General features: G+C 58.4%; 16 protein-coding genes. 8 read left to right on the top strand and 8 right to left on the bottom strand.

Going from position 1 to position 19,181, the window contains the following annotated elements:
* Nucleotides 1-24: 24 nt before the first annotated feature.
* On the bottom strand, nucleotides 25-1,821 hold the full coding sequence (locus RMR21_RS01715; RefSeq protein ID WP_498669005.1) for an acyl-CoA dehydrogenase C-terminal domain-containing protein: 1,797 nt from the start codon (nucleotides 1,819-1,821) through the stop codon (nucleotides 25-27).
* Nucleotides 1,822-2,185: 364 nt separating this feature from the next.
* Between RMR21_RS01715 and RMR21_RS01710 the strand changes: the two genes are divergently transcribed.
* The 4 genes from RMR21_RS01710 (at nucleotide 2,186) to RMR21_RS01695 (ending at nucleotide 9,226) form a co-directional block, all read left to right on the top strand.
* The gene (locus RMR21_RS01710) at nucleotides 2,186-5,929 is read left to right on the top strand and encodes a peptidoglycan-binding protein (RefSeq protein WP_498669004.1); all 3,744 of its coding nucleotides are present in this window, start codon (nucleotides 2,186-2,188) and stop codon (nucleotides 5,927-5,929) included.
* A 198-nt stretch (nucleotides 5,930-6,127) separates the two neighbouring features.
* Nucleotides 6,128-7,054: a sulfite exporter TauE/SafE family protein gene (locus RMR21_RS01705; RefSeq protein WP_174152039.1), complete on the top strand. Its 927-nt coding sequence runs from the start codon at nucleotides 6,128-6,130 to the stop codon at nucleotides 7,052-7,054.
* Nucleotides 7,051-7,872 carry a TIGR02186 family protein gene (locus RMR21_RS01700; RefSeq protein ID WP_498669003.1) on the top strand — a complete coding sequence of 274 codons (822 nt, stop codon included), beginning with the start codon at nucleotides 7,051-7,053 and terminating at the stop codon, nucleotides 7,870-7,872. Before RMR21_RS01705 ends, RMR21_RS01700 begins: the two co-directional genes overlap by 4 nt.
* A gap of 70 nt (nucleotides 7,873-7,942) precedes the next feature.
* Nucleotides 7,943-9,226, top strand: a complete 1,284-nt coding sequence (locus tag RMR21_RS01695) for a histidine-type phosphatase (RefSeq protein WP_498669002.1) — start codon at nucleotides 7,943-7,945, stop codon at nucleotides 9,224-9,226.
* Between the two features lie 7 nt (nucleotides 9,227-9,233).
* Here RMR21_RS01695 and pdeM read toward each other — a convergent pair whose 3' ends face one another.
* From pdeM to RMR21_RS01670, 5 genes are all read right to left on the bottom strand, one after another.
* Nucleotides 9,234-9,962, bottom strand: coding sequence for a ligase-associated DNA damage response endonuclease PdeM (pdeM, locus tag RMR21_RS01690; RefSeq protein ID WP_498669001.1), 729 nt, complete (start codon nucleotides 9,960-9,962; stop codon nucleotides 9,234-9,236).
* A 38-nt stretch (nucleotides 9,963-10,000) separates the two neighbouring features.
* Nucleotides 10,001-12,499: a ligase-associated DNA damage response DEXH box helicase gene (locus RMR21_RS01685; RefSeq protein WP_498669000.1), complete on the bottom strand. Its 2,499-nt coding sequence runs from the start codon at nucleotides 12,497-12,499 to the stop codon at nucleotides 10,001-10,003.
* Nucleotides 12,500-12,559: 60 nt separating this feature from the next.
* Nucleotides 12,560-13,201 (bottom strand): YitT family protein, encoded by a 642-nt coding sequence (locus RMR21_RS01680; RefSeq protein WP_498668999.1) that lies wholly within the window; start codon nucleotides 13,199-13,201, stop codon nucleotides 12,560-12,562.
* A 58-nt stretch (nucleotides 13,202-13,259) separates the two neighbouring features.
* Nucleotides 13,260-13,871 carry a YitT family protein gene (locus RMR21_RS01675; protein WP_498670210.1) on the bottom strand — a complete coding sequence of 204 codons (612 nt, stop codon included), beginning with the start codon at nucleotides 13,869-13,871 and terminating at the stop codon, nucleotides 13,260-13,262.
* Between the two features lie 200 nt (nucleotides 13,872-14,071).
* A complete protein-coding gene (locus tag RMR21_RS01670; protein WP_498668998.1) occupies nucleotides 14,072-15,016 on the bottom strand; it encodes a class I SAM-dependent methyltransferase in 945 nt (314 codons plus the stop codon).
* Nucleotides 15,017-15,172: 156 nt separating this feature from the next.
* On the opposite strand from RMR21_RS01670, the gene RMR21_RS01665 reads away from it, so the two are divergent.
* The gene (locus RMR21_RS01665; protein WP_498668997.1) at nucleotides 15,173-15,439 is read left to right on the top strand and encodes a DUF6460 domain-containing protein; all 267 of its coding nucleotides are present in this window, start codon (nucleotides 15,173-15,175) and stop codon (nucleotides 15,437-15,439) included.
* On the top strand, nucleotides 15,439-15,936 hold the full coding sequence (locus tag RMR21_RS01660) for a CAP domain-containing protein (protein WP_498668996.1): 498 nt from the start codon (nucleotides 15,439-15,441) through the stop codon (nucleotides 15,934-15,936). The genes RMR21_RS01665 and RMR21_RS01660 overlap by 1 nt, the downstream gene beginning before the upstream one ends.
* Before the next feature lie 138 nt (nucleotides 15,937-16,074).
* On the opposite strand, the gene RMR21_RS01655 is transcribed toward RMR21_RS01660, so the two are convergent.
* A complete protein-coding gene (locus RMR21_RS01655; RefSeq protein WP_498670209.1) occupies nucleotides 16,075-17,163 on the bottom strand; it encodes a quinone-dependent dihydroorotate dehydrogenase in 1,089 nt (362 codons plus the stop codon).
* Nucleotides 17,163-17,528 carry a DUF952 domain-containing protein gene (locus RMR21_RS01650; protein WP_498668995.1) on the bottom strand — a complete coding sequence of 122 codons (366 nt, stop codon included), beginning with the start codon at nucleotides 17,526-17,528 and terminating at the stop codon, nucleotides 17,163-17,165. Before RMR21_RS01650 ends, RMR21_RS01655 begins: the two co-directional genes overlap by 1 nt.
* A gap of 224 nt (nucleotides 17,529-17,752) precedes the next feature.
* On the opposite strand from RMR21_RS01650, the gene RMR21_RS01645 reads away from it, so the two are divergent.
* On the top strand, nucleotides 17,753-18,403 hold the full coding sequence (locus RMR21_RS01645) for a response regulator transcription factor (RefSeq protein WP_498668994.1): 651 nt from the start codon (nucleotides 17,753-17,755) through the stop codon (nucleotides 18,401-18,403).
* 110 nt (nucleotides 18,404-18,513) lie between these two features.
* On the top strand, nucleotides 18,514-19,179 hold the full coding sequence (locus RMR21_RS01640; protein WP_498668993.1) for a S24 family peptidase: 666 nt from the start codon (nucleotides 18,514-18,516) through the stop codon (nucleotides 19,177-19,179).
* The last annotated feature ends 2 nt before the right edge of the window (nucleotides 19,180-19,181 follow it).

Below are 19,181 nucleotides of genomic sequence, written 5' to 3'. Positions count from 1 at the left end.
GTCGGCATGTGAATGCCGTTATTCTCAAAACGCTTCCGCAGCCAGTTCCATCATCGTGTCGCTACCTGCCTCGATACGGGTCTTGCGCAGCGCGGTTTCCGGCAAGATACGCTCCATGAAAAACTTGGCCGTGACGAGCTTGGTCTTGAGATATTGCTCATCCGACGCAGAACCAGACGACAGAGCAACCTGTGCGGCCTTCGCCATACGAGCCTGCATGTAACCCAATACGACGAGGCCGAAGAGGTGCATGTAGTCGGTGGAACCGGCACCGGCATTATCCGGCTTGGCCATCGCATGCTGCATGAACCACATGGTGGCCGCCTGCAGGTCGTTCAGGCCTTTCTTAAGGCCCTTGGTGTAGAGCGTAAGGCTCTCGTCTGCGCGGTTTTCCTCGCAGAAATCACCGATTTCCTTGAACAGCGCCATGACGGCGCGGCCGCCATTGAGGCCGAGCTTACGGCCCACGAGGTCAAGCGCCTGAATGCCATTGGCGCCTTCATAGATCATGGTGATGCGGGCATCGCGCACATACTGGCTCATGCCGTGTTCTTCGATATAGCCGTGACCGCCGAAGACCTGCTGCGCCATGACGGCGTGATCGAACCCCTTGTCTGTCAGCACACCCTTGAGGATCGGGGTAACGAGGCCGAGAATGTCGTCGGCCGCCTGACGTTCCTTCTCATCGGTGGCGCGATGGGCGATATCTGATTGCAGCGCTGTCCACAAAAGGAACGCACGGCTGGCTTCGTTATAGGCCTTGATGGTCATCAACGTGCGACGGATGTCCGGGTGGACGATGATCGGATCGGCTTTCTTGTCCGGCGCTTTCGCACCGGAGAGGGAACGGCCCTGAATACGCTCGCGCGCATATTCAACGGCGTTTTGATAGGCGATCTCACCAACCGAAAGACCCTGAAGACCAACGCCGAGGCGCGCTTCGTTCATCATCACGAACATGGCCGAAAGGCCCTTGTTCTCGGCGCCGATCAGATAACCGGTCGCGTCATCGTAATTCATGACGCAGGTGGCGTTTCCGTGGATACCCATCTTGTGTTCGAGCGCGCCACAGACGACACCGTTGCGCGTACCGACCGAACCATCATCGTTGACGAGGAACTTCGGCACGATAAACAGCGAAATACCTTTGGTACCCTCTGGCGCGCCTTCGATCCGGGCGAGAACCAGATGGATGATATTGCTGGTCATGGAATGTTCGCCAGCCGAGATGAAAATCTTCTGGCCGGACAGTTTATATGAGCCATCGCCCTGCGGCACGGCTTTGGTGCGCAGAAGACCTAGATCGGTGCCGCAATGCGGTTCGGTCAGGTTCATGGTGCCAGACCATGTGCCCTCAACCATTTTCGGCAGGTAAGTCTGCTTCTGTTCCTCGGAGCCATGCGCCAGAACCGCTGCAATCGCCCCCTGCGTCAGGCCAGGATACATCATCAGCGACAGGTTGGCCGACGACATATATTCGCCGATGGCCGCATGCAGCGTGTAGGGAAGCCCCTGCCCGCCATATTCCGGTGGTACGGCCAAACCAGTCCAGCCACCTTCACAATAGGCGTCGTAAGCTTCCTTGAAACCATCCGGCACGGTAACCGAACCATCGGCGCTCCGCTGACAGCCCTGCTGGTCACCAGACAGGTTCAGCGGGAAGAGCTGCTCCTCGGCTACCTTTGCGGCCTCGCCCGTGATCGCTTCGATCATATCAGGCGTTGCGTCTTCAAAACCGGGCAGATTGTTGTAGCGCTCGATGCCGAGCACGTCATTGAGAATGAAAAGCGTATCTTGAACAGGGGCCTTGTAAACAGGCATTACCGATGATCCTCCGCATCGTTTGCCGGACCACTCCGGCGTCAACATAACAATCACAATATTTGACGTGCGCGTAAACGTCAAATGACATTCGTGAGAAATCTCGCAGCGATTTCAAGCTTGCGCGAAGCTTGCATGACTGCGGTTAATTGGTGGTTTCGTTCACCTTCATGAAGAAAGCGTTAAAACAGCATTTGCTAATTCACTATTTGTTAACCATATTCCGGCCATTGTAGCGTTCGGCGGAACTGCTTCGCGTCCTGAAGAAACCTCCGTCACCCGAGTATTTAAAAAAAGACCTCCGTTCCACAAGCCATTTTGTGGCCGGGATAGAAAACAACAGGGCAATGAAGCGAGCAGGAAGATGAACGGATTGCGATCGAATTCCCCTCAGCACAGCGACAGATCGTCTCTGGATGCGCTCAATCGCACCATCGAGGGGCTGGAAGCCCGGATTGACGATCTTCTTGGCGCAACCGCGACCCGCCCTTCATACGATAATCAAACGACACGCATCGAAGCCGAAAGGCCGATCCCTCAGTCCCGCCCGACCAGAGAGCCCACCTCTAACCGTTTCGATCCCGTCAATGAAATCCGCCAGCGCCAACAGGCGCTTGATGCCCGTTGGGAACGCCAGAAAACCGAATCGCCACGCGCGGAGACCGTGCTCGAGCGCGATCTGGACCGCCGTTATGTCGAGCGTGACTATCGCACCTCAACCGCTATTCCTCCGGCACGTCCGCGCCCCACTGCCCGCTTCGAACGCACCGCCCCTGCCCCCCAACAAAGCGACGCAGCGCTGCGCGAGGTCGCAGAAGCGCTGGTTAGCCTGCGCCAGGAACTGAAGCACGAGATTACCGAAGGTGTCGCCCGCGAGATGCAGGGCGTGCGCTCGGAACTGCGCAACATCCGATCGTTTGCCGAAGACCAGCATTTTGCAGAAGACATTCGCGAGGACGTGGCGCGTCTGGCTGCCAGCATCGAGCGCATGGGCGCAAGCGCATCGCCAGACGCCGAAGCGCTGCGCAGCGAGTTTGAAGAGCTTCGCGTGCTGATGGACCAAGTTGCCCGTGAAGACAGCGTGCACCGCATCGAACGTCGCTGGGAGACGGTTGAGGACACCTTGCGTGGCTTCGATCCTGCGCCGCTGCAGGAGGAAGTCATCGGCCTGGCCTACCGGCTGGATGATATCAAAACACAGCTCGCTTCCATGAACCGCAGCGGCCCGGTGCGTGCACTGGAAGAAAAGCTACTGACCATTGCCAGCGCAGTCGAGCATCTTGGCAAACACATTCAGCCCAATGACCAACTGTTCTCTGAGCATTTCTCCGGCCTAGACCAGCGTCTGGACGAAATCAGCCGCGCCATCGCTGCTGCCGGAAACAGACCAGCCCCTGCTTTCGACCCTGCACTTGCAGAGCGGCTGGAAAGCCGTTTGAGTGCGCTGTCGTCGCAGATCGATACGTTGAAGGATGTTTCCGAGGCGCAGGACAAGCCATCGGACGCGTTGGGCGCACGCCTTGATGCGTTGACGACCCGCATTGAAGAGCTTTCGACCGAACGCAGCGTTTCCGAACTTGGCGAGCGGCTGGATCAGCTTTCCAAAATGATGGAGCGCTCGCAACGCACGTCCAGCCAGCCGGAACTGACATCTGCCCTCACAGATATTTCCCGCAAGATCGATGAGCTTGGCGAAGGCGCCGTCAACGACAAGCTGGCCGAACGATTGGAAAAAATCGCGCGCCGGATCGAGGAGATCGAATCCAAGCCTGCACAGGCGAAGGCTGCGTCTTACGAGACCGCATTCAAGCGCCTTGAAGATCGCTTGAGCGATATTGCCGCCAAGCTGGACGAGACGAAAGCGCCTGTTGGAGCGGACGCAGCTGGGATGTCGCCGGAACTCGACCAGCGCATGGCCGCAATCGAAGACTATATGGCGTCCAGCGATGAATACATCATCGAAGCGGCCCGCCAAGCGGCAGAGGCCGTTCTGGAAGCGCACACGCGCAACAACCTGGCCCAGACAGCCAGCAGCTCCGATATCGCCATTCTGACTGAACTTGCCAACGACCTGCGCAAGCTTGAAGGCTTGAGCCGCAACACGGAAGAGCGCACGCACCGCACCTTTGAGGCACTGCACGAAACACTCGTGCAGATTGCCGGCCGCCTCGACAATCTCGACAACCGCAACGCGCCGCGTATGGCTGCCTCCGTCTCCGCCAACGGCGAGAATGGCTGGGCCGACTATGATGGCGCGCGCATGCCTGCTGCCAGCTTTCCAGAAGATGGCCTCATCGGCAAGCAGGACCATAAGTCTTTCGAAAGCAATCTGTCGCGACAGCTCGATGCTGATATGGCGACAGATACGCTGGTTCCACCTGCAGCCGCAAAGCCCGCAGCCCAAGAAAAGCGCGGCCTGCTGTCCAGCCTGACCAGCCGTTTCAAGTCCAGCGCTGCCAAAACCGAAGAGGCTTCGCAGCCCGAGGTCAACGCACGCACACAGGTTGACCCTACGCCCTCGATCGACCCGGTCGATGCCTTGCAGGCCGATATAGAAACGGAATTGCTGGAGCCCGGCTCCGGTGCTCCGGATATCAAGAAAATCTTGGAGCGTGTGCGCGCCAGCCAGACGGCAGCAGCCCGTGCAGGCGCTGGCGACAGCGACAACCGCGCTGACTTTATTGCCGCTGCCCGCCGCGCCGCACAGGCCGCTGCGCAGGAAAGTGTGCCGGACAAGAGCTTTGCCTCACGTCCACAGCGCACGACGACTGCCGAACAGCAGGGGTCTGCCCTGTCTCGTTATCGCCGTCCGCTTCTGCTCGGTATCGGCGCCATTCTTCTGGCGATGATGGCGGTGCCCGCCGTCAAAACGCTTATCGGTAGCGAACCGGCCTCTGTTGCGGTCGAGCCGAAGGTGATCGAGCCCAAAGCTGCAGAGCCAACGGTAACACCTAGTGCCCGATCCGATGCACCGCCAGCCGGCGTCGAACCAGCCGTGACCATTCCGTCCGATTCGATGATCGACGAGAATGTAAAGGCGGCGGCAGAGCGCATGCAGGTCGGTGCCGACGCGAAGACGGACCAGATCGACCCGCGCCCGATTGGCGGCTCGCCTCTTCCCGAGGAAGCACCTGCCGTTCAAGCACCTGCGCCTGAACGTGGTGCCGATGTTGCAGAACAGGCTCCAGTGCCGGCCACAGCGCCCGCCTTGGACGAGGTCCAGCAGCAAATCATGGCAACGGCTGACACCATCGCCGTGCCAACAGTCATCAAGCCGACATCCCTGTCCGAAGCGGCTGCCAAGGGTGATCGTCAGGCCCTGTTCGAAATCGGCGCTCGTTACACAGACGGTCGCGGCGTTGCAGCCGATCGCGCGGAAGCTGCCAAGTGGTACAAGCTTTCCGCCGACCGCGGTTTTGCGCCTGCGCAATACCGCCTTGGCAACATGTATGAAAAGGCGAACGGCGTAGAGCGCAATCTTTCCGAAGCCAAGCGCTACTACCAGCTTGCCGCAGATCAGGGCAACGCCGGCGCCATGCACAATCTGGCCGTTCTGCTTGCCTCCGATGCTGCCGGTGCCCCTGACTTCAAGGCTGCGGGCGACTGGTTCATCAAGGCATCCAATCTCGGCGTTCGCGACAGCCAGTTCAATCTGGCCATTCTTTACGCACGCGGTAGCGGTGTTCCCCAGAGCCTGGAAGAATCCTACAAGTGGTTTGCCATCGCGGCCCGTGATGGCGATGCCGATGCTGGTCAGAAGCGCGACGATGTTGCCAAGGCCATGCGGCCGGAACAGCTGGCCAGCGCCAAAGCAAAAGTCGAAACCTGGCAGGCAACGCCGATGAACGATGAAACCAACTCGGTGAACCTGCCGGCCGAATGGACTGGCGGCGAAGAGGTCAAGACATCGTCTGTCGACATGCAGAAGGCAATCCGCAACATTCAGGCCATTCTCAACAACAATGGTTTCAAGGCTGGTGAACCAGACGGGAAGCTTGGCCGTGCGACTGTGGCAGCTATCAAGAACTTCCAGAAGTCCATCGGACAGGCGCCGGATGGCCGCATTACCGACGAGCTGGTGACTGCGTTGCTGGCCCGCAACAAGTAATTTTGGTCTTTGCCGATCTTTTCAAATTATCAACGTATTTGCCGTTGAATAATTGACAGTCATGTCCTCCACGGGCATGACCGGTAAAGGCCGCAGGATTTGCTGCCTCCGCCACCCAGACAGATACCGCCTTTCGTGGCAAAGCCCGCCTTCCGGCGGCTTTGTCGTTTTACACGGAACCATGCCCGAGGTCCTGATGTGACTGTCTACCTGCCCATCGCAGAACTATCGGTGAATATCTTCATCATTCTTGGCATGGGCGCCGCTGTGGGTTTTCTGTCCGGCATGTTCGGCGTCGGCGGTGGCTTTCTCATCACTCCGCTTCTCATCTTCTATAACATTCCCCCTGTCGTCGCCGTGGCAACCGGTGCCAACCAGGTGGTCGCTTCTTCCGTTTCAGGATCGATCAGTCACTTCCGGCGCGGCACCTTGGATATGAAGCTCGGCGGCATGCTGCTGATCGGCGGCCTTTGCGGGGCGACGGTGGGTGTTTGGCTGTTTACGCTGTTGCGCAGCATCGGTCAGCTCGATCTCATCATCTCGCTTCTCTACGTCATTTTGCTGAGTACCGTCGGTGCGCTGATGCTGAAAGAAAGCATCTCGGCCATCCGGCGGTCTGCCCGCAACGAAACAGTGACATTGCGCCGCCCCGGTCACCACAACTGGGTCCACCGCCTGCCGTTGAAGATGCGTTTCAAGAAATCGAAACTCTATCTCAGCGTCATCCCCATCATCGTCTTAGGTTTCGGTATCGGCGTGCTGACATCGGTCATGGGCGTCGGCGGTGGGTTCATTATGGTTCCGGCCATGATCTATCTCCTGCGCGTGCCCACCAACGTCGTTGTCGGCACCTCGCTGTTCCAGATCATTTTCGTCACTGCCTACACCACCATCGTCCAGGCGGCGACGAATTTTTCCGTCGATATCGTGCTGGCTTTCATCCTCATGCTAGCGGGCGTGGTCGGCGCCCAATATGGCGTTCGCGTCGGCCAGAAACTGCGTGGTGAGCAGTTGCGTGCATTGCTGGCACTGCTGGTGCTGGCCGTTGGCGTGAGACTTGCGATTTCGCTGGTGCTGAAGCCTGAAGACCTGTTTTCCGTGGCTGTCGGAGGGCTGGGCTATTGATCCGCGCCGCCCTTCTTGCAGCCGCCTTCAGCGCGCTGTGCACGCCTGCCTTTGCGCAGACACCGCCGTTGCCGATTTCACCCGATGCAACCGGCCAGGCCCGAACCTTGCAGGAAAACATCGAGATCGGTGCATCAACGACCGAGATTTCCATCGCCTCTGATTTTCGTGGTGCCGATTTCACCATGTTCGGTGCGCTGAACAATGCCGACCAGCTTTTGCTGGCAATCGGGCAGTATGACATCGTGGTAACGCTGGAAGGCCCCAACGAATATTCCACCGTGCGCAAGAAAAGCCGTGTTGGTGGCATCTGGATCAACACCAGCGCGATCACCTTTGCGCCACTGCCGGAATCCTACTCCATGGCCAGTACCCGCAGTATCGACAATATCGCGACGGCGGGAACCCTTAAGGCCATGGGTCTGGGCGTGGACCATCTGCCATTGCGCAGTGCTGTCTTTTCCGGCGTGCCGGACAATGTCTATGATTTCCAGGAAGCCTATCGTCGCCTGAAACTGTCGAGCGGCATCTATCGCAACGACACCACAGGTGTTCGGCTGGAACGGACGGGACTGTTCTGGGCCACGCTTCGCCTGCCCGCAAACGTGCCGAACGGCGTCCACACGGCGCGCGCCTATCTCTTCAAGAGCGGCATGCCGGTGGCGCAAAAGGAACTGCGACTACGCGTGGTGAAGACCGGCATGGAGCAGGCCATCACAGATGCCGCGCATCAGACCCCAGTGGTTTATGGCTTTCTCTGCGTATTGCTGGCAATTGTGACGGGTTGGGGTGCCAGCATCCTGTTCCGCCGGGACTGAGTGCGGTCACAAAAGGTTCACGAAGCGATCCTATCTGTGGTGTTTGCTTTCATGGCCACAGGACGACGACATGGACATCAAACGGACTTTGTCTGCCGCGTTTCTCCTTTGTCTGATTTCAGCCCCCGCGGTTTGCGAGACGCTCGTCAGTGATAAATATATCGCCGTGATGCGACACGGTGTGCGCCCGCAGACCAGCAGCAAAGAGCTTGCCCGCATGTCGGCAAAGCAGTGGCCCGTGTGGAATACGCCAGATGGCGCGCTGACGCCGCACGGCGCCACGGCAGCGGCGCAACTGGCCAGGTGGGAACACGGTATGCTGGCCGCCAAAGGGCTGGTGCCGGAGACTGGCTGCCCTGCAAGGGAGAGCGTTTTCTCTTGGGGTAACAGCACCGTCCAGCGCACCATCGATACCGGCAATGTCATTCTTTCGACCATGTTTCCGGGCTGCGGCCTGACGGTCGGCCATGCATCCGGCGATGGCCCGGACGCGCTATATGATGCGTCCGAGACGGCACTCGGTGCCGTCGATACAGACACAGCAGAGGCGGCCATTCTGGAAGCGGCGGGCGGCAGTTTCGATGCGGCCAAGCAAAAGGCAGCACCGCTTATGAAGGAGATGGACGCGATCCTCGGATGCGATACAGCCGGTAGCGACTGCTCCTTACAGACCCGACCGTGGTCCATCGAGGTCAAGAAGGCCAAGGGCGACAAGCCCGCAAGCGTCAGCCTGCAAGGACCGCTCGCCGAGGCGGGCACCCTTGCGCAGGTCTTTCTCCTGCAATATGCCAACGGTTTTCCAGCTGATGAAGTGGCCTTCGGCAAGTTACCCGCAGCAGCCGATATCATCCGCTTATCGCAACTGCGGCAGATCAAATATGATCTCGGCAACCGCGTGCCCTACATTGCGCAACGCGATGGTTCGAATTTTCTCAATCAGATCCTTCTGGCGCTGGACAAGAACACGCCAGCGGGTGGCCCACCGGACGCGAAGTTCCTGCTGTTCATGGGCAGCGACACCCAGCAGGCCGAATTGGCGACACTGCTTGGCATCCACTGGAAAATCCCGCCCTATCTGAATGATGAGACGCCGCCGACTGGCGCCTTAACCTTCGAGCGCCTTCATGACGCAGACGGGAAATCCTATGTCCGAATGGGTTTCGTTGCGCCGTCGCTCGACCAGATCCGCAATGCCTCGGTGATCAACGACACATCACCACCCCTTCAGGCTGCGGTAGCCATGCCCGGATGCGAAGGTGACGCCAAAGACGGGGCCTGTCCGCTCGATCGTTTCCTGACACTGGCAAAGGTGAAGATCGACAAAAGCGCCGTCGCGCCGAACGTCTATCACTGAGACGTTATCATCCCAGAAGATTGGCGAAACGCACCGAGTAAATCCGCTCCCGACCGAGCAGATGCGCAACGAGAGACGTGTGATCGAACAGGCCCTGCATTGCCTTATGCCGCAAATCCAGACCGCCGCTCAAGACGCCGAAGGCAGGCATGAGCATACGCGTGCCATCGGTTGCGAAACACGGACGGCGAACCGATTTATCGCGGCGACGCACCGTCGCGGCTGGGTGAAGGTGGCCGGCGATTTCACCTTCGGAGACACCGGATTTCGGCTCATGCCGGAAGACGAGGTTGCCGTAGAACATCTCGTCGGTCGAGGCGCCCGGCAAATCGACGGTACCATCGGGATCGTGGTTGCCGTTGATCCAGATCCACTCACGCCCCTTCGCCATCTCCTTGATGAGGTCACGAAGGGGCAACGGCAAATGCGTTGAGCCGATGCGGTCATGGAAATTATCGCCGAGGCTGACGACGATTTTCGGATCGTAGCGAAAGATAAGAGAGGCAAGGATCTTGAGGGTTGCGATGGTGTCGTAGGGCGGCAAAAGACGTCCACGGCGGGCAAAAGCTGCCCCTTTCTCTAGGTGCAGATCAGACACGACCAGCAAAGACAGGTCCGTCAGATAGAGACCGCCCAGCGGATCGCACCAGCCAGCGACGCCATTGATGGCGGTTTCCGAGCCCAGGCATTCAAAGCCGGTGGCAAATTTGTCGCTCAAGGCAAGTCTGCTCAGCACGTTTCGGTTTTGTCCTTCATCTTCCACTGGCCGATGCATTATGACATCGCATCCGCAATCAGCTCATCGGCGGCTTCGGCCAGCACGTCATCCATAGCTTGGCCCGGTACCGTCTCACGGCCGATTTCCATCATGACTGGAACGGCCAGCGGCGAGACATGCTCCAGAGCGCAATGGGTGGTATGGCCCTTGATTCGTCTTAGCATATCGCCAAGACGGCCAATGTCCAAAAGTCCCGATGCGGCATCGCGCCGCGTGGCCTCCAGCAGGATGTGATCGGGCTCATGGCTGCGAAGAACGTCATAGATAAGATCAGCCGACACCGTGACCTGCCGACCGGTCTTTTCCTTGCCGGGGTGACGTCGCTCGATTAGGCCGGCGATGACGGCGCAATTGCGGAAGGTGCGTTTGAGCATGAAGGATTCGTCCAGCCATGCTTCCAGATCGTCACCCAGCATATCCTCGTCCAACAGGTCGGGCAGCGACAGGCGGTTCGATTGCAGACGCAAGCCGATATCTTCCAGCGCCCAGATGGCCAGAGAATAATCGGTGGCGACGAAGCCCATGGGTTTCGCCCCTGCCCGCTCCAGCCGCCGTGTCAAAAGCATGCCGAGCGTCTGGTGCGCTAGCCGCCCCTCGAACGGATACATGACCATGAAGAAACGTTTGCGGAACGGGAAGGTCTCGACCAGCAACTCATCCCGTTTCGGAATGATCGACTTCTCCTGCTGGATGGCCAGCCAGTCGCGTACCTGATCCGGCAGGGCGTTCCAACGCGCAGGATCGGCCAGCATGGAGCGCACCTGGTCTGCCAGATAGGTGGAGAGCGGAAACTTGCCGCCCGCATAGGACGGGATTTTCGGATCCATGGAAAAGGCCTGGCTGACGAGGCATTCGTTTTCACGGATGCCCTCGAAGCGCAGCACCTTGCCTGCGAAAAGGAAGGTATCGCCCTGCACCAATTGTTCGAGAAAATGCTCCTCTACCTTGCCCAGCGACATGCCACCGCGCCCGACCGTGCCTTTGGCATTACGCTTGACCATGCGGACATTGAGTTCCGCCGCCTCGACGATGGTGCCGAGGTTGAGACGGTACTGCATGGCGACCTGCTGGTTGGACACGCGCCAACGACCATCCTCCATCTGGCGGATACGAGCGTAACGCTCATAGGTGCGCAGCGCGTAGCCGCCAGTCGCGGTAAAATCCACCACGCGGTCGAAGGTTTCGCGGGGTAAGTCGGCATAGGGAGAGGCACTGGTGACTTCGTGGTAAAGCTCATCGGCATCGAACGGCTCGGCGCAGGCCATGCCGAGAACGTGTTGCGCCAGAACATCCAGCGCGCCCTCGGCAATCGAGGGCGTATCCTGCGCGCCGACATAGTTCGCATCCAGGGCTGCCCGGCACTCCATGACCTCGAAACGGTTGGCGGGCACCAGAATGGCCTTGGAGGGTTCATCCATACGGTGATTGGAACGGCCGATGCGCTGGGCAAGGCGGCTAGCGCCCTTCGGCGCGCCGACATGGACTACCAGATCGACGTCACCCCAGTCGATACCGAGATCGAGCGTGGAGGTGGCGACGACCGCCCGCAGCTTGTTGTCAGCCATAGCCGCTTCGACCTTGCGGCGCTGTCCCGCATCCAGCGAGCCGTGATGCAACGCAATCGGCAGATTGTCGTCGTTGATGGTCCAGAGTTCCTGAAAGATGCGCTCCGCTTGCGAGCGCGTGTTGACGAAGATCAGCGTCGTCTTGTGGGCCTTCAGGGCCGGATAGAGATCCTGCATGGCATAACGCGCCGAATGGCCGGACCACGGGATGCGCTCTTCGGTGCCCAAAATGGCGATATCGGGTTTTGCACCGCCATCGACCGTGATGAGACCGGCAGGCGGCTCGCCCTCCACCTGCGGGCTAAGATAGCGTTGCAAATCCATGGGATCGGCCACCGTGGCAGAAAGACCGATCGTGCGCATGGCGGGGGCATGTTTGCGAATGCGGGCAATCGCCAGCGACAGGAGATGACCACGCTTGGAAGTGACAAGCGAGTGTAGCTCATCCAGCACCACATATTTCAGGTCTTTGAAGAAGCGTTCGGCTTCCTTGTTGGCGAGCAGCAGCGAGACCTGTTCCGGCGTCGTCAGCAGAATATCCGGTGGTTTCAGCTTCTGGCGCTGGCGTTTGGATTGCGGCGTGTCGCCGGTGCGGGTTTCGACCGAAATGGGCAGACCCATCTCCGTCACCGGCTTCATGAGATTGCGCTCGATATCCACGGCTAAGGCCTTCAGCGGCGAGATGTAAAGCGTGTGGACGCCAACAAAGGCAGAGCCCGGCGGCACCTTGCCGCGCTGCGCAAGGTCTGTCAGCGACGCCATGAAACCGCCGAGCGTCTTTCCCGCTCCAGTCGGCGCAATCAGCAGCATGTTTTCGCCAGCGTGGGCGCGGGCTGATAACTCCAGCTGGTGGGCGCGCGGGCTCCAGCCCTTTTCGCCGAACCATGTCTGGAACGAAAGAGGCAAGGTGCCGACATCTTGGCCGGTCATGGGAGGCTCTGTGTGTTTCACACCCCTAAAGTAGGGAAAGCGGGTCGAAAAAGAAGGGCCCTACATCGCGATATAGCGGTCGTTTCGGTGATTAACGGCGATGACGAGGTTCATGATCAACGCGCCGAGGATGGAACACAGGATGATGAACGGCGTAGCGACGAAGAAAGCGCAGAAGAGCACCGTACAATCAAATGCCATCTGTGCCAGCCCAGCACGGATGCCAAACCGATCCTGCAGATAGAGCGCCAGAATTCCAAAGCCTCCGAGGCTGGCACGGTGGCGAAACAGCGCCAGCATGCCTGCCGCCACCGTCAAGCCGCCGAACAGAGCCGCGATGACGGGGTTGACGTTTTGTAGCACGATCAGATGCGGAAGATATTCCGACAGGACCGATGTCAGCGCGACGGCACAGAAGGTCTTGATGGTGAAAGAAAGGCCAAGGCGACGAAACGCGATGTAATAAAATGGCAGGTTGGCGAGGAAGAAGAGAAGACCGAAGCTGATATTCGTCGCGTAGTGCAGAAGGAAAGCCACACCCACCACACCGCCAGTCAATAGTCCACCGCCGGACAGAAGTACGACGCCGAGCGAGACAAGCATGCTGCCCGCAATCACGGCCTGTGTGTCTTCGACCACAGAGTGCTTATCCGAGGTGGATGCCCAAAACCTGTTGCGCTTGCGCTCTGCTACATCGCTCATCATCGTTCCCACATTGCGTCTCTCCTCCTTGCGCCGCATGGGGAGAAATTTCAAGCGTTCAACGCACGACGATGTAGCGATCCGAGCGATGGTTGATAGCAAGGAAGAGGTTGAGCACGAAAGCACCGACGATGGAATACAGCACCGTCTCAGGGTTGATGACCGCGAAAGCGGCAATCATCACGCAACTATCGAAGGCAAGCTGAATGAGACCTGCGCGGATGCCGAAACGATCCTGAATGTAAATCGCCAGAATGCCGATGCCGCCAAGACTGGCGCGGTGGCGGTACAGTGCCAGAAGCCCATAGCCCAGAAGCAACCCGCCGAGCAAAGCGGCCCAGAGCGGGTTGATGCTTTCCACCACCATCCACCGGCTTTCCAGTTCCGTCAGCACAGAAACGAAACCAATGGCGATGAAGGTTTTGAGCGAAAAGGCGAGACCAAGACGACGGAAGGAGAGGTAATAGAAGGGCAGATTGACGAGGAAGAACAGCAGGCCGAAGCTGATACCGAAGGCATAGTGAATGAGAAATGCGACACCTGCCGTACCGCCGGTGAGCAGGCCAACCCTGGCAAGGAGATAGAAGCCAAGCGCCGACACGATGCTGCCTGTGACGATCCCTTGGATGTCTTCCAGCGGCGCATGCTTTGCGGGATCGGCACTCCACATGCCATAGACGCTTCTCGTGAATGCCATGCGTGCTACCCCGAAATGAAACTGTGTGTGCTGTTTGAAACTGCATAGCCGTGTCACTTGATTGCAGGTGAGATCGGCTGAATACGCTGTATTTTGCACCGCAACAGGCTGCGTTTCAATATCGATATGTAAGCATGGCTGACCTATCGATAAAAAGGCAAGAAACGAAAAGCTCAGCTAGGTTTTCTGGCAAGAAACAGAATGCCGAAGACGGGTTTTCCGGCGTCCTTGCGAATGGTGGTTTTCTGGACTTCTACCGTTTGCAACCCAAAAACCTCCAAGAGGGTGTTGATGTAGTGTTCCGCATGGGCGTACCGCAGGGATGGCAGTAGGACGAAACCATCTTCATCACCGGCATCTTCCACTGAAAACGCAAATGTGCCGCCGGGTGCCAGCAGTGCCGAAACCAGCGGCATGACGGCTTCCAGACTGCCCAGATACATCATCACATCCGCAGCGGCGACCAGATCGGCGCGGTTCCTGGGCAGTTCATTGCTGAACAGCCCAGACGCTTCTGCTTCCAGCGATAGATCAGCTTGGGCGAGATGGTCATAGATATCCTTCTCCTGCGCCTTCGCCAGCATGTTGGTGGAAATGTCGAAGCCTTCCAGACGCTCTGCCCATGGATGGATTTCCCCACCGAGCAGGCCAGTTCCGCAGCCAATATCCACGACGCAGCAGAATTTTCCGCTTGCCGGTTTTGCTGTTTCGATCAGAGCAGCCAGCTTTTGCGGTACGCTGTAATCCAGTTTCTCCATCAGCGAGGTTTCGAAACGGTCTGCGTAATCGTCAAACAGACCTTCGACATAGCGGCTCGGCGGTTGCTCCGGCGTTTCAGCCGCGCCGAGTACGGCGAGCTTCAGAGGTGCTGCGAAAATGCCTTCACCGTCCAGTTGGGCCACCGTCTCGTAAGCCGCTATGGCCTTTTCCGTCAGTCCGGCTTTTTCACGATAGTCCCCCAGCAGAGACCAGCCTGCCGCCCATTGCGGTGCAAGTTCCAGCGCCTGCTCTATCAACTCTACGGCAGCGGCGTGATCTCCGCTTTCGGCCAGCATGCGGGCATAGTTCGCGCGTCTGTCTGCAATGACATCGCCGGAAGAAAACTGGTTTGGGGCCATGCATGATTTCCTGAAAGATAAAAGTGGGCCCGAAAGAGGTTGGCTCTCTTTTATCAGGCCACAAAAAAACTCAAGTCCTATTTCATGGCAGCGTTGAAAAGCTTGCATATAAGAGGTGCTCTTCATATGTCTTGGCTTGAATCAGGAGAGATGTTGATGGCTGGTGAGGTTGATAAGGTGCTGGGTGACAGTGTAGCGCGCACAATCGTAAAGTTGCTTGTCGTCTCGCTGATCGTTGGTTTCGTCATGGCTGTCTTTGGCCTGACACCCTGGAATATCATTTATGGCATTCGGGATTTCATACTCGATATCTGGCACAGCGGATTCCGCGCCTTGGGCAGCATTGGCGACTATCTGCTGGCGGGCGCCATCATCGTTGTGCCAGTCTTCATAATCCTTCGCCTTTTGAGCTTCCGCCGCTAATGACCCAACAGTCCTTATTCACCTTTTCACGGCGCGGCTTCGTGCTGGTTTCCGCTGGTGCCGCCCTTTCCGCCTGCGTCTCGACGCCCACCAACAAAGGTATCGCCTCGGGTACGCGAGACGAGACCTCTTCGGCGCTGCCCATGGTCAATGAGCTTCGCCGCTCCAAGGGCCTTTCCACGCTCTCTGCCAACAGCGCCGCGCAAAAGGCCGCCATCTATCAGGCCAGCCGCATGGTCAAGGCGCAAAAGATGGCGCACCTAATTGGCCTAACGGACAGCTTTCTCATTCGCATGAAGGATGGCGGGGTGCCGCTTCCAGCAGCTGAAAACGTGGCTGCCGGGCAAGATACTGTCGAGCGCGTGGTCAAAGCCTGGATCGGCTCTCCGCACCATCTGGAAAACATGCTGGGCAATTATGGCGGACTTGGCGTGGCCGTGGCTTACGACGCCAGCGCGAAGAATCGTCCTTATTGGGCGATGGTGCTTTGCGCTTAATATAACAAACGAAGTTTTCCTTGGTCAGGCTCGGGTTTGTCCCGATCACCCGCTACGTTGCGATTTTGGAGACGTGATTGGATCCTCGGGACAAGCCCGAGGATGACGGAGGCGAGGTTGTCACCTCGAATTCATCTCTTAAAGCGTCCGCTCCGCCCATTTCTCCACAGCGCTGTCACGCAACTCTCTGATATTGCCAACCCGCTCACGCTCCACAAGGGTGGAAAGGCCGCGCACGATGCGGCCCGGCAGGGCCGGTCCCTCGTACACCATGCAGGAATAAAGCTGCACGAGGTCGGCACCTGCGCGGATTTTTTCCAGTGCGGTTTCAGCCGATGAAACGCCGCCAACGCCGATGATGGGCATGGCGGGGCCGACGCGCTTGCGCATCTTGGCGAGAACCGTGGTGGACAAATCAAACAGCGGCTTGCCGGAAAGACCACCGGTTTCACCATTGTTCTGGCCGGGTCTGAGGCCCGCACGCGAGAGCGTGGTGTTCGAGACGATCAGGCCATCGAGATTATGCGCCAAGGCTTCTGCGGCGATATCGTCCAGCCCTTCCTCGGTCAAATCGGGTGCGATCTTCAGGAACACCGGAATGGGGCGGTTCAGCTTTTCCACTTCCGCATCGCGCGTCTCCAGCACGGCTTTGAGGAGTGCGGACAGGCTGTCGCGCGCCTGCAGATCGCGCAGGCCGGGCGTGTTGGGAGAAGAGATATTGGCGGTGAAGTAGGATGCGACCGTCGCGAAGGTTTCGATGCCCTTCACATAATCGGCGATGCGATCTTCGCTGTCCTTGTTGGCACCGATATTGATGCCGACGAGGCCGCGAAGCCCTGCCGCGATCAGCCGGGCAAGTGCCGCCGCATGGCCTTCATTGTTGAAGCCAAGGCGGTTGATGACGGCTTCATTTTCCACAAGGCGGAAAATGCGCGGCTTGGGATTGCCCGACTGCGCAAGCGGCGTCACCGTGCCGATTTCGGTAAAACCGAAGCCGAGCCTCAAAAGCTGGCCCGGCACTTCGGCGTTCTTGTCATAGCCCGCCGCCATGCCGAGCGGATTGGGGAAAACGAGCCCCGCAACGGTCTGTTGCAAGCGCGGATCGTGCGGCACGTGGCAAGTGGGAATGAAGCCTGAGCGCAATGCAGTGATGGACATGCCATGCGCCACTTCAGGGTCCATCAGAAAAAGACCGCGCCGACCGATCGAGGAAAAAATTCCGCTCATCATGCAATCTCCGGAAACTGGTGGGCACCGTCATCATCCAGCGTCAGCGGCGTTTCCCACAAAACCGCACTCAAGGGCAATGATGCGTAAAGATGCGGAAATCGGTCGCCACCCCGGGAGGTTTCGAATACCAGCTTATCGCCTAAGGCCGCGCCATCGACGGCGACCAGTAGGAGATCGTCCTGACCGGCGAAATGCTTGAGCGCTGTTTCCTTAACCTGGGCTGCGGTGGAAAAATGGATATAACCATCTATGAGGTCGATGGCCGCACCCTCGAAAACACCCGCCTGCTTGGCATCCCGCCACAGGTCGCTCGGGACGATTTTATAAATGACCTGATTGATAATCGGGGGCGTTTCACTCATGCGGCGTCTCCTTCTTATCAAGGCGGTTTGCCGCAAATGCCCGGGGTTGTCCACCGCTTCACGCAGTTTTTTGGGCATTGACGGCGCGCGATCAGCATTGTTCACCATTGAGCGCTTGTGTTGCGTCGTTATTTACGCAATCCTTGGTTTGTGGGGTATTCACGTCTGGTGACGTCCACCGAGAAATGATGCGCACATGAAATGCTCTTGGGAGGGGGCGCGGCATGTCACAGATGACCATCATCATCGCAGATGACCATCCTCTGTTTCGCGGCGCTCTGCGTCAGGCGGTAACAGGGCTGGAGGGCAATAATACCATCATAGAGGCTGGCGATTTCGAAGCGGCAAAAATGGCCGCCGCAGATCAGCCGAATGCCGATCTCATGCTGCTTGACCTTGCCATGCCAGGCGTCAGCGGGTTTTCCGGGCTGATGGCGTTGAGGGCCGAGTTTTCCAGCCTACCGATTGTCATCGTATCGGCTACGGATGATCCAGCGACCATGCGCCGTGCCATAGAACTCGGGGCCTCCGGCTTCATTTCCAAATCCTCAGGCATTGAGGACCTGCGCGCAGGTATGCGGGCGGTGCTGGAGGGTGATGTCTGGATACCGGCGTCCTGTCAGTCCGGGCAGGATCACGACCCTGACATGGCCGACCTCATCAACCGGCTGCGCACTTTGACACCTCAGCAAAACCGTGTGCTGGGCATGTTGGGCGAAGGCTTGCTCAACAAGCAAATTGCCTATGAGCTCAGCGTTTCGGAAGCCACGATCAAAGCGCATGTCTCGGCGATATTGTTGAAACTGAAAGTCGATAGCCGCACACAGGCCGTCATTCAGCTTTCCAAGATCAATATGTCGACTTTGGTTGCATAAAAACAAGGATTTTATTCCTTTAATACTTTACTCCGAAGGCATAATTGGCTAGGTTTTGCGTTATATTAAAGCGAGCCGCGTGACGACGCCGCTCCACCCGGGCCCTGAACATGCTGTCACACGATGATATCTGGAGTGCAATCGATACGCTTGCCGATCGGAACCAGCTTTCGCCGTCCGGCTTGGCGCGCAAAGCGGGGCTTGACCCGACATCCTTCAACAAATCCAAACGGGTAGGACCGGACGGGCGCCAACGCTGGCCCTCCACAGAATCCATCTCGAAGGTTCTGGACGCGACGGGCGCGACGATCGATCAGTTCTTTGGCTATGCCATGGGGCACGCGAACAAAAACGCATTGCCTGATGGCAATTTTCCACCACAGACAGGGGCTATCCCTCTCATCGGTTTTGCTCAGGCAGGCTCAGGCGGCTTTTTCGATGATGGTGGTTTTCCTGCAGGCCAAGGCTGGGACGTAGTAGACTTTCCCGCCTCCCCCGCCAACAAGGCTGGAGCCTATGCTCTGGAAGTGCAAGGCGACAGCATGATGCCACTGTACCGCGATGGCGATGTGCTGATCGTAGAGCCGGGCGCACAAGTGCGGCGCGGCGACCGCGTGGTGGTGAAAAGCCGGGATGGCGAGGTCATGGCCAAGGTTCTGGCACGCCAAACGGCCAAGACGATCGAGCTTTTTTCGCTTAACCCGGAACATCCCAATCGCAGCTTCGACCTCAAAGAGGTTGAATGGATGGCGCGGATCATCTGGGCCAGCCAGTAGCC

This window comes from Agrobacterium sp. rho-8.1 (genome assembly GCF_033957725.1).
GTDB lineage: Bacteria > Pseudomonadota > Alphaproteobacteria > Rhizobiales > Rhizobiaceae > Agrobacterium.
The sequence above is the reverse complement of the archived record's forward strand: the minus strand, read 5'-3'. Positions and strand labels throughout refer to the sequence as shown.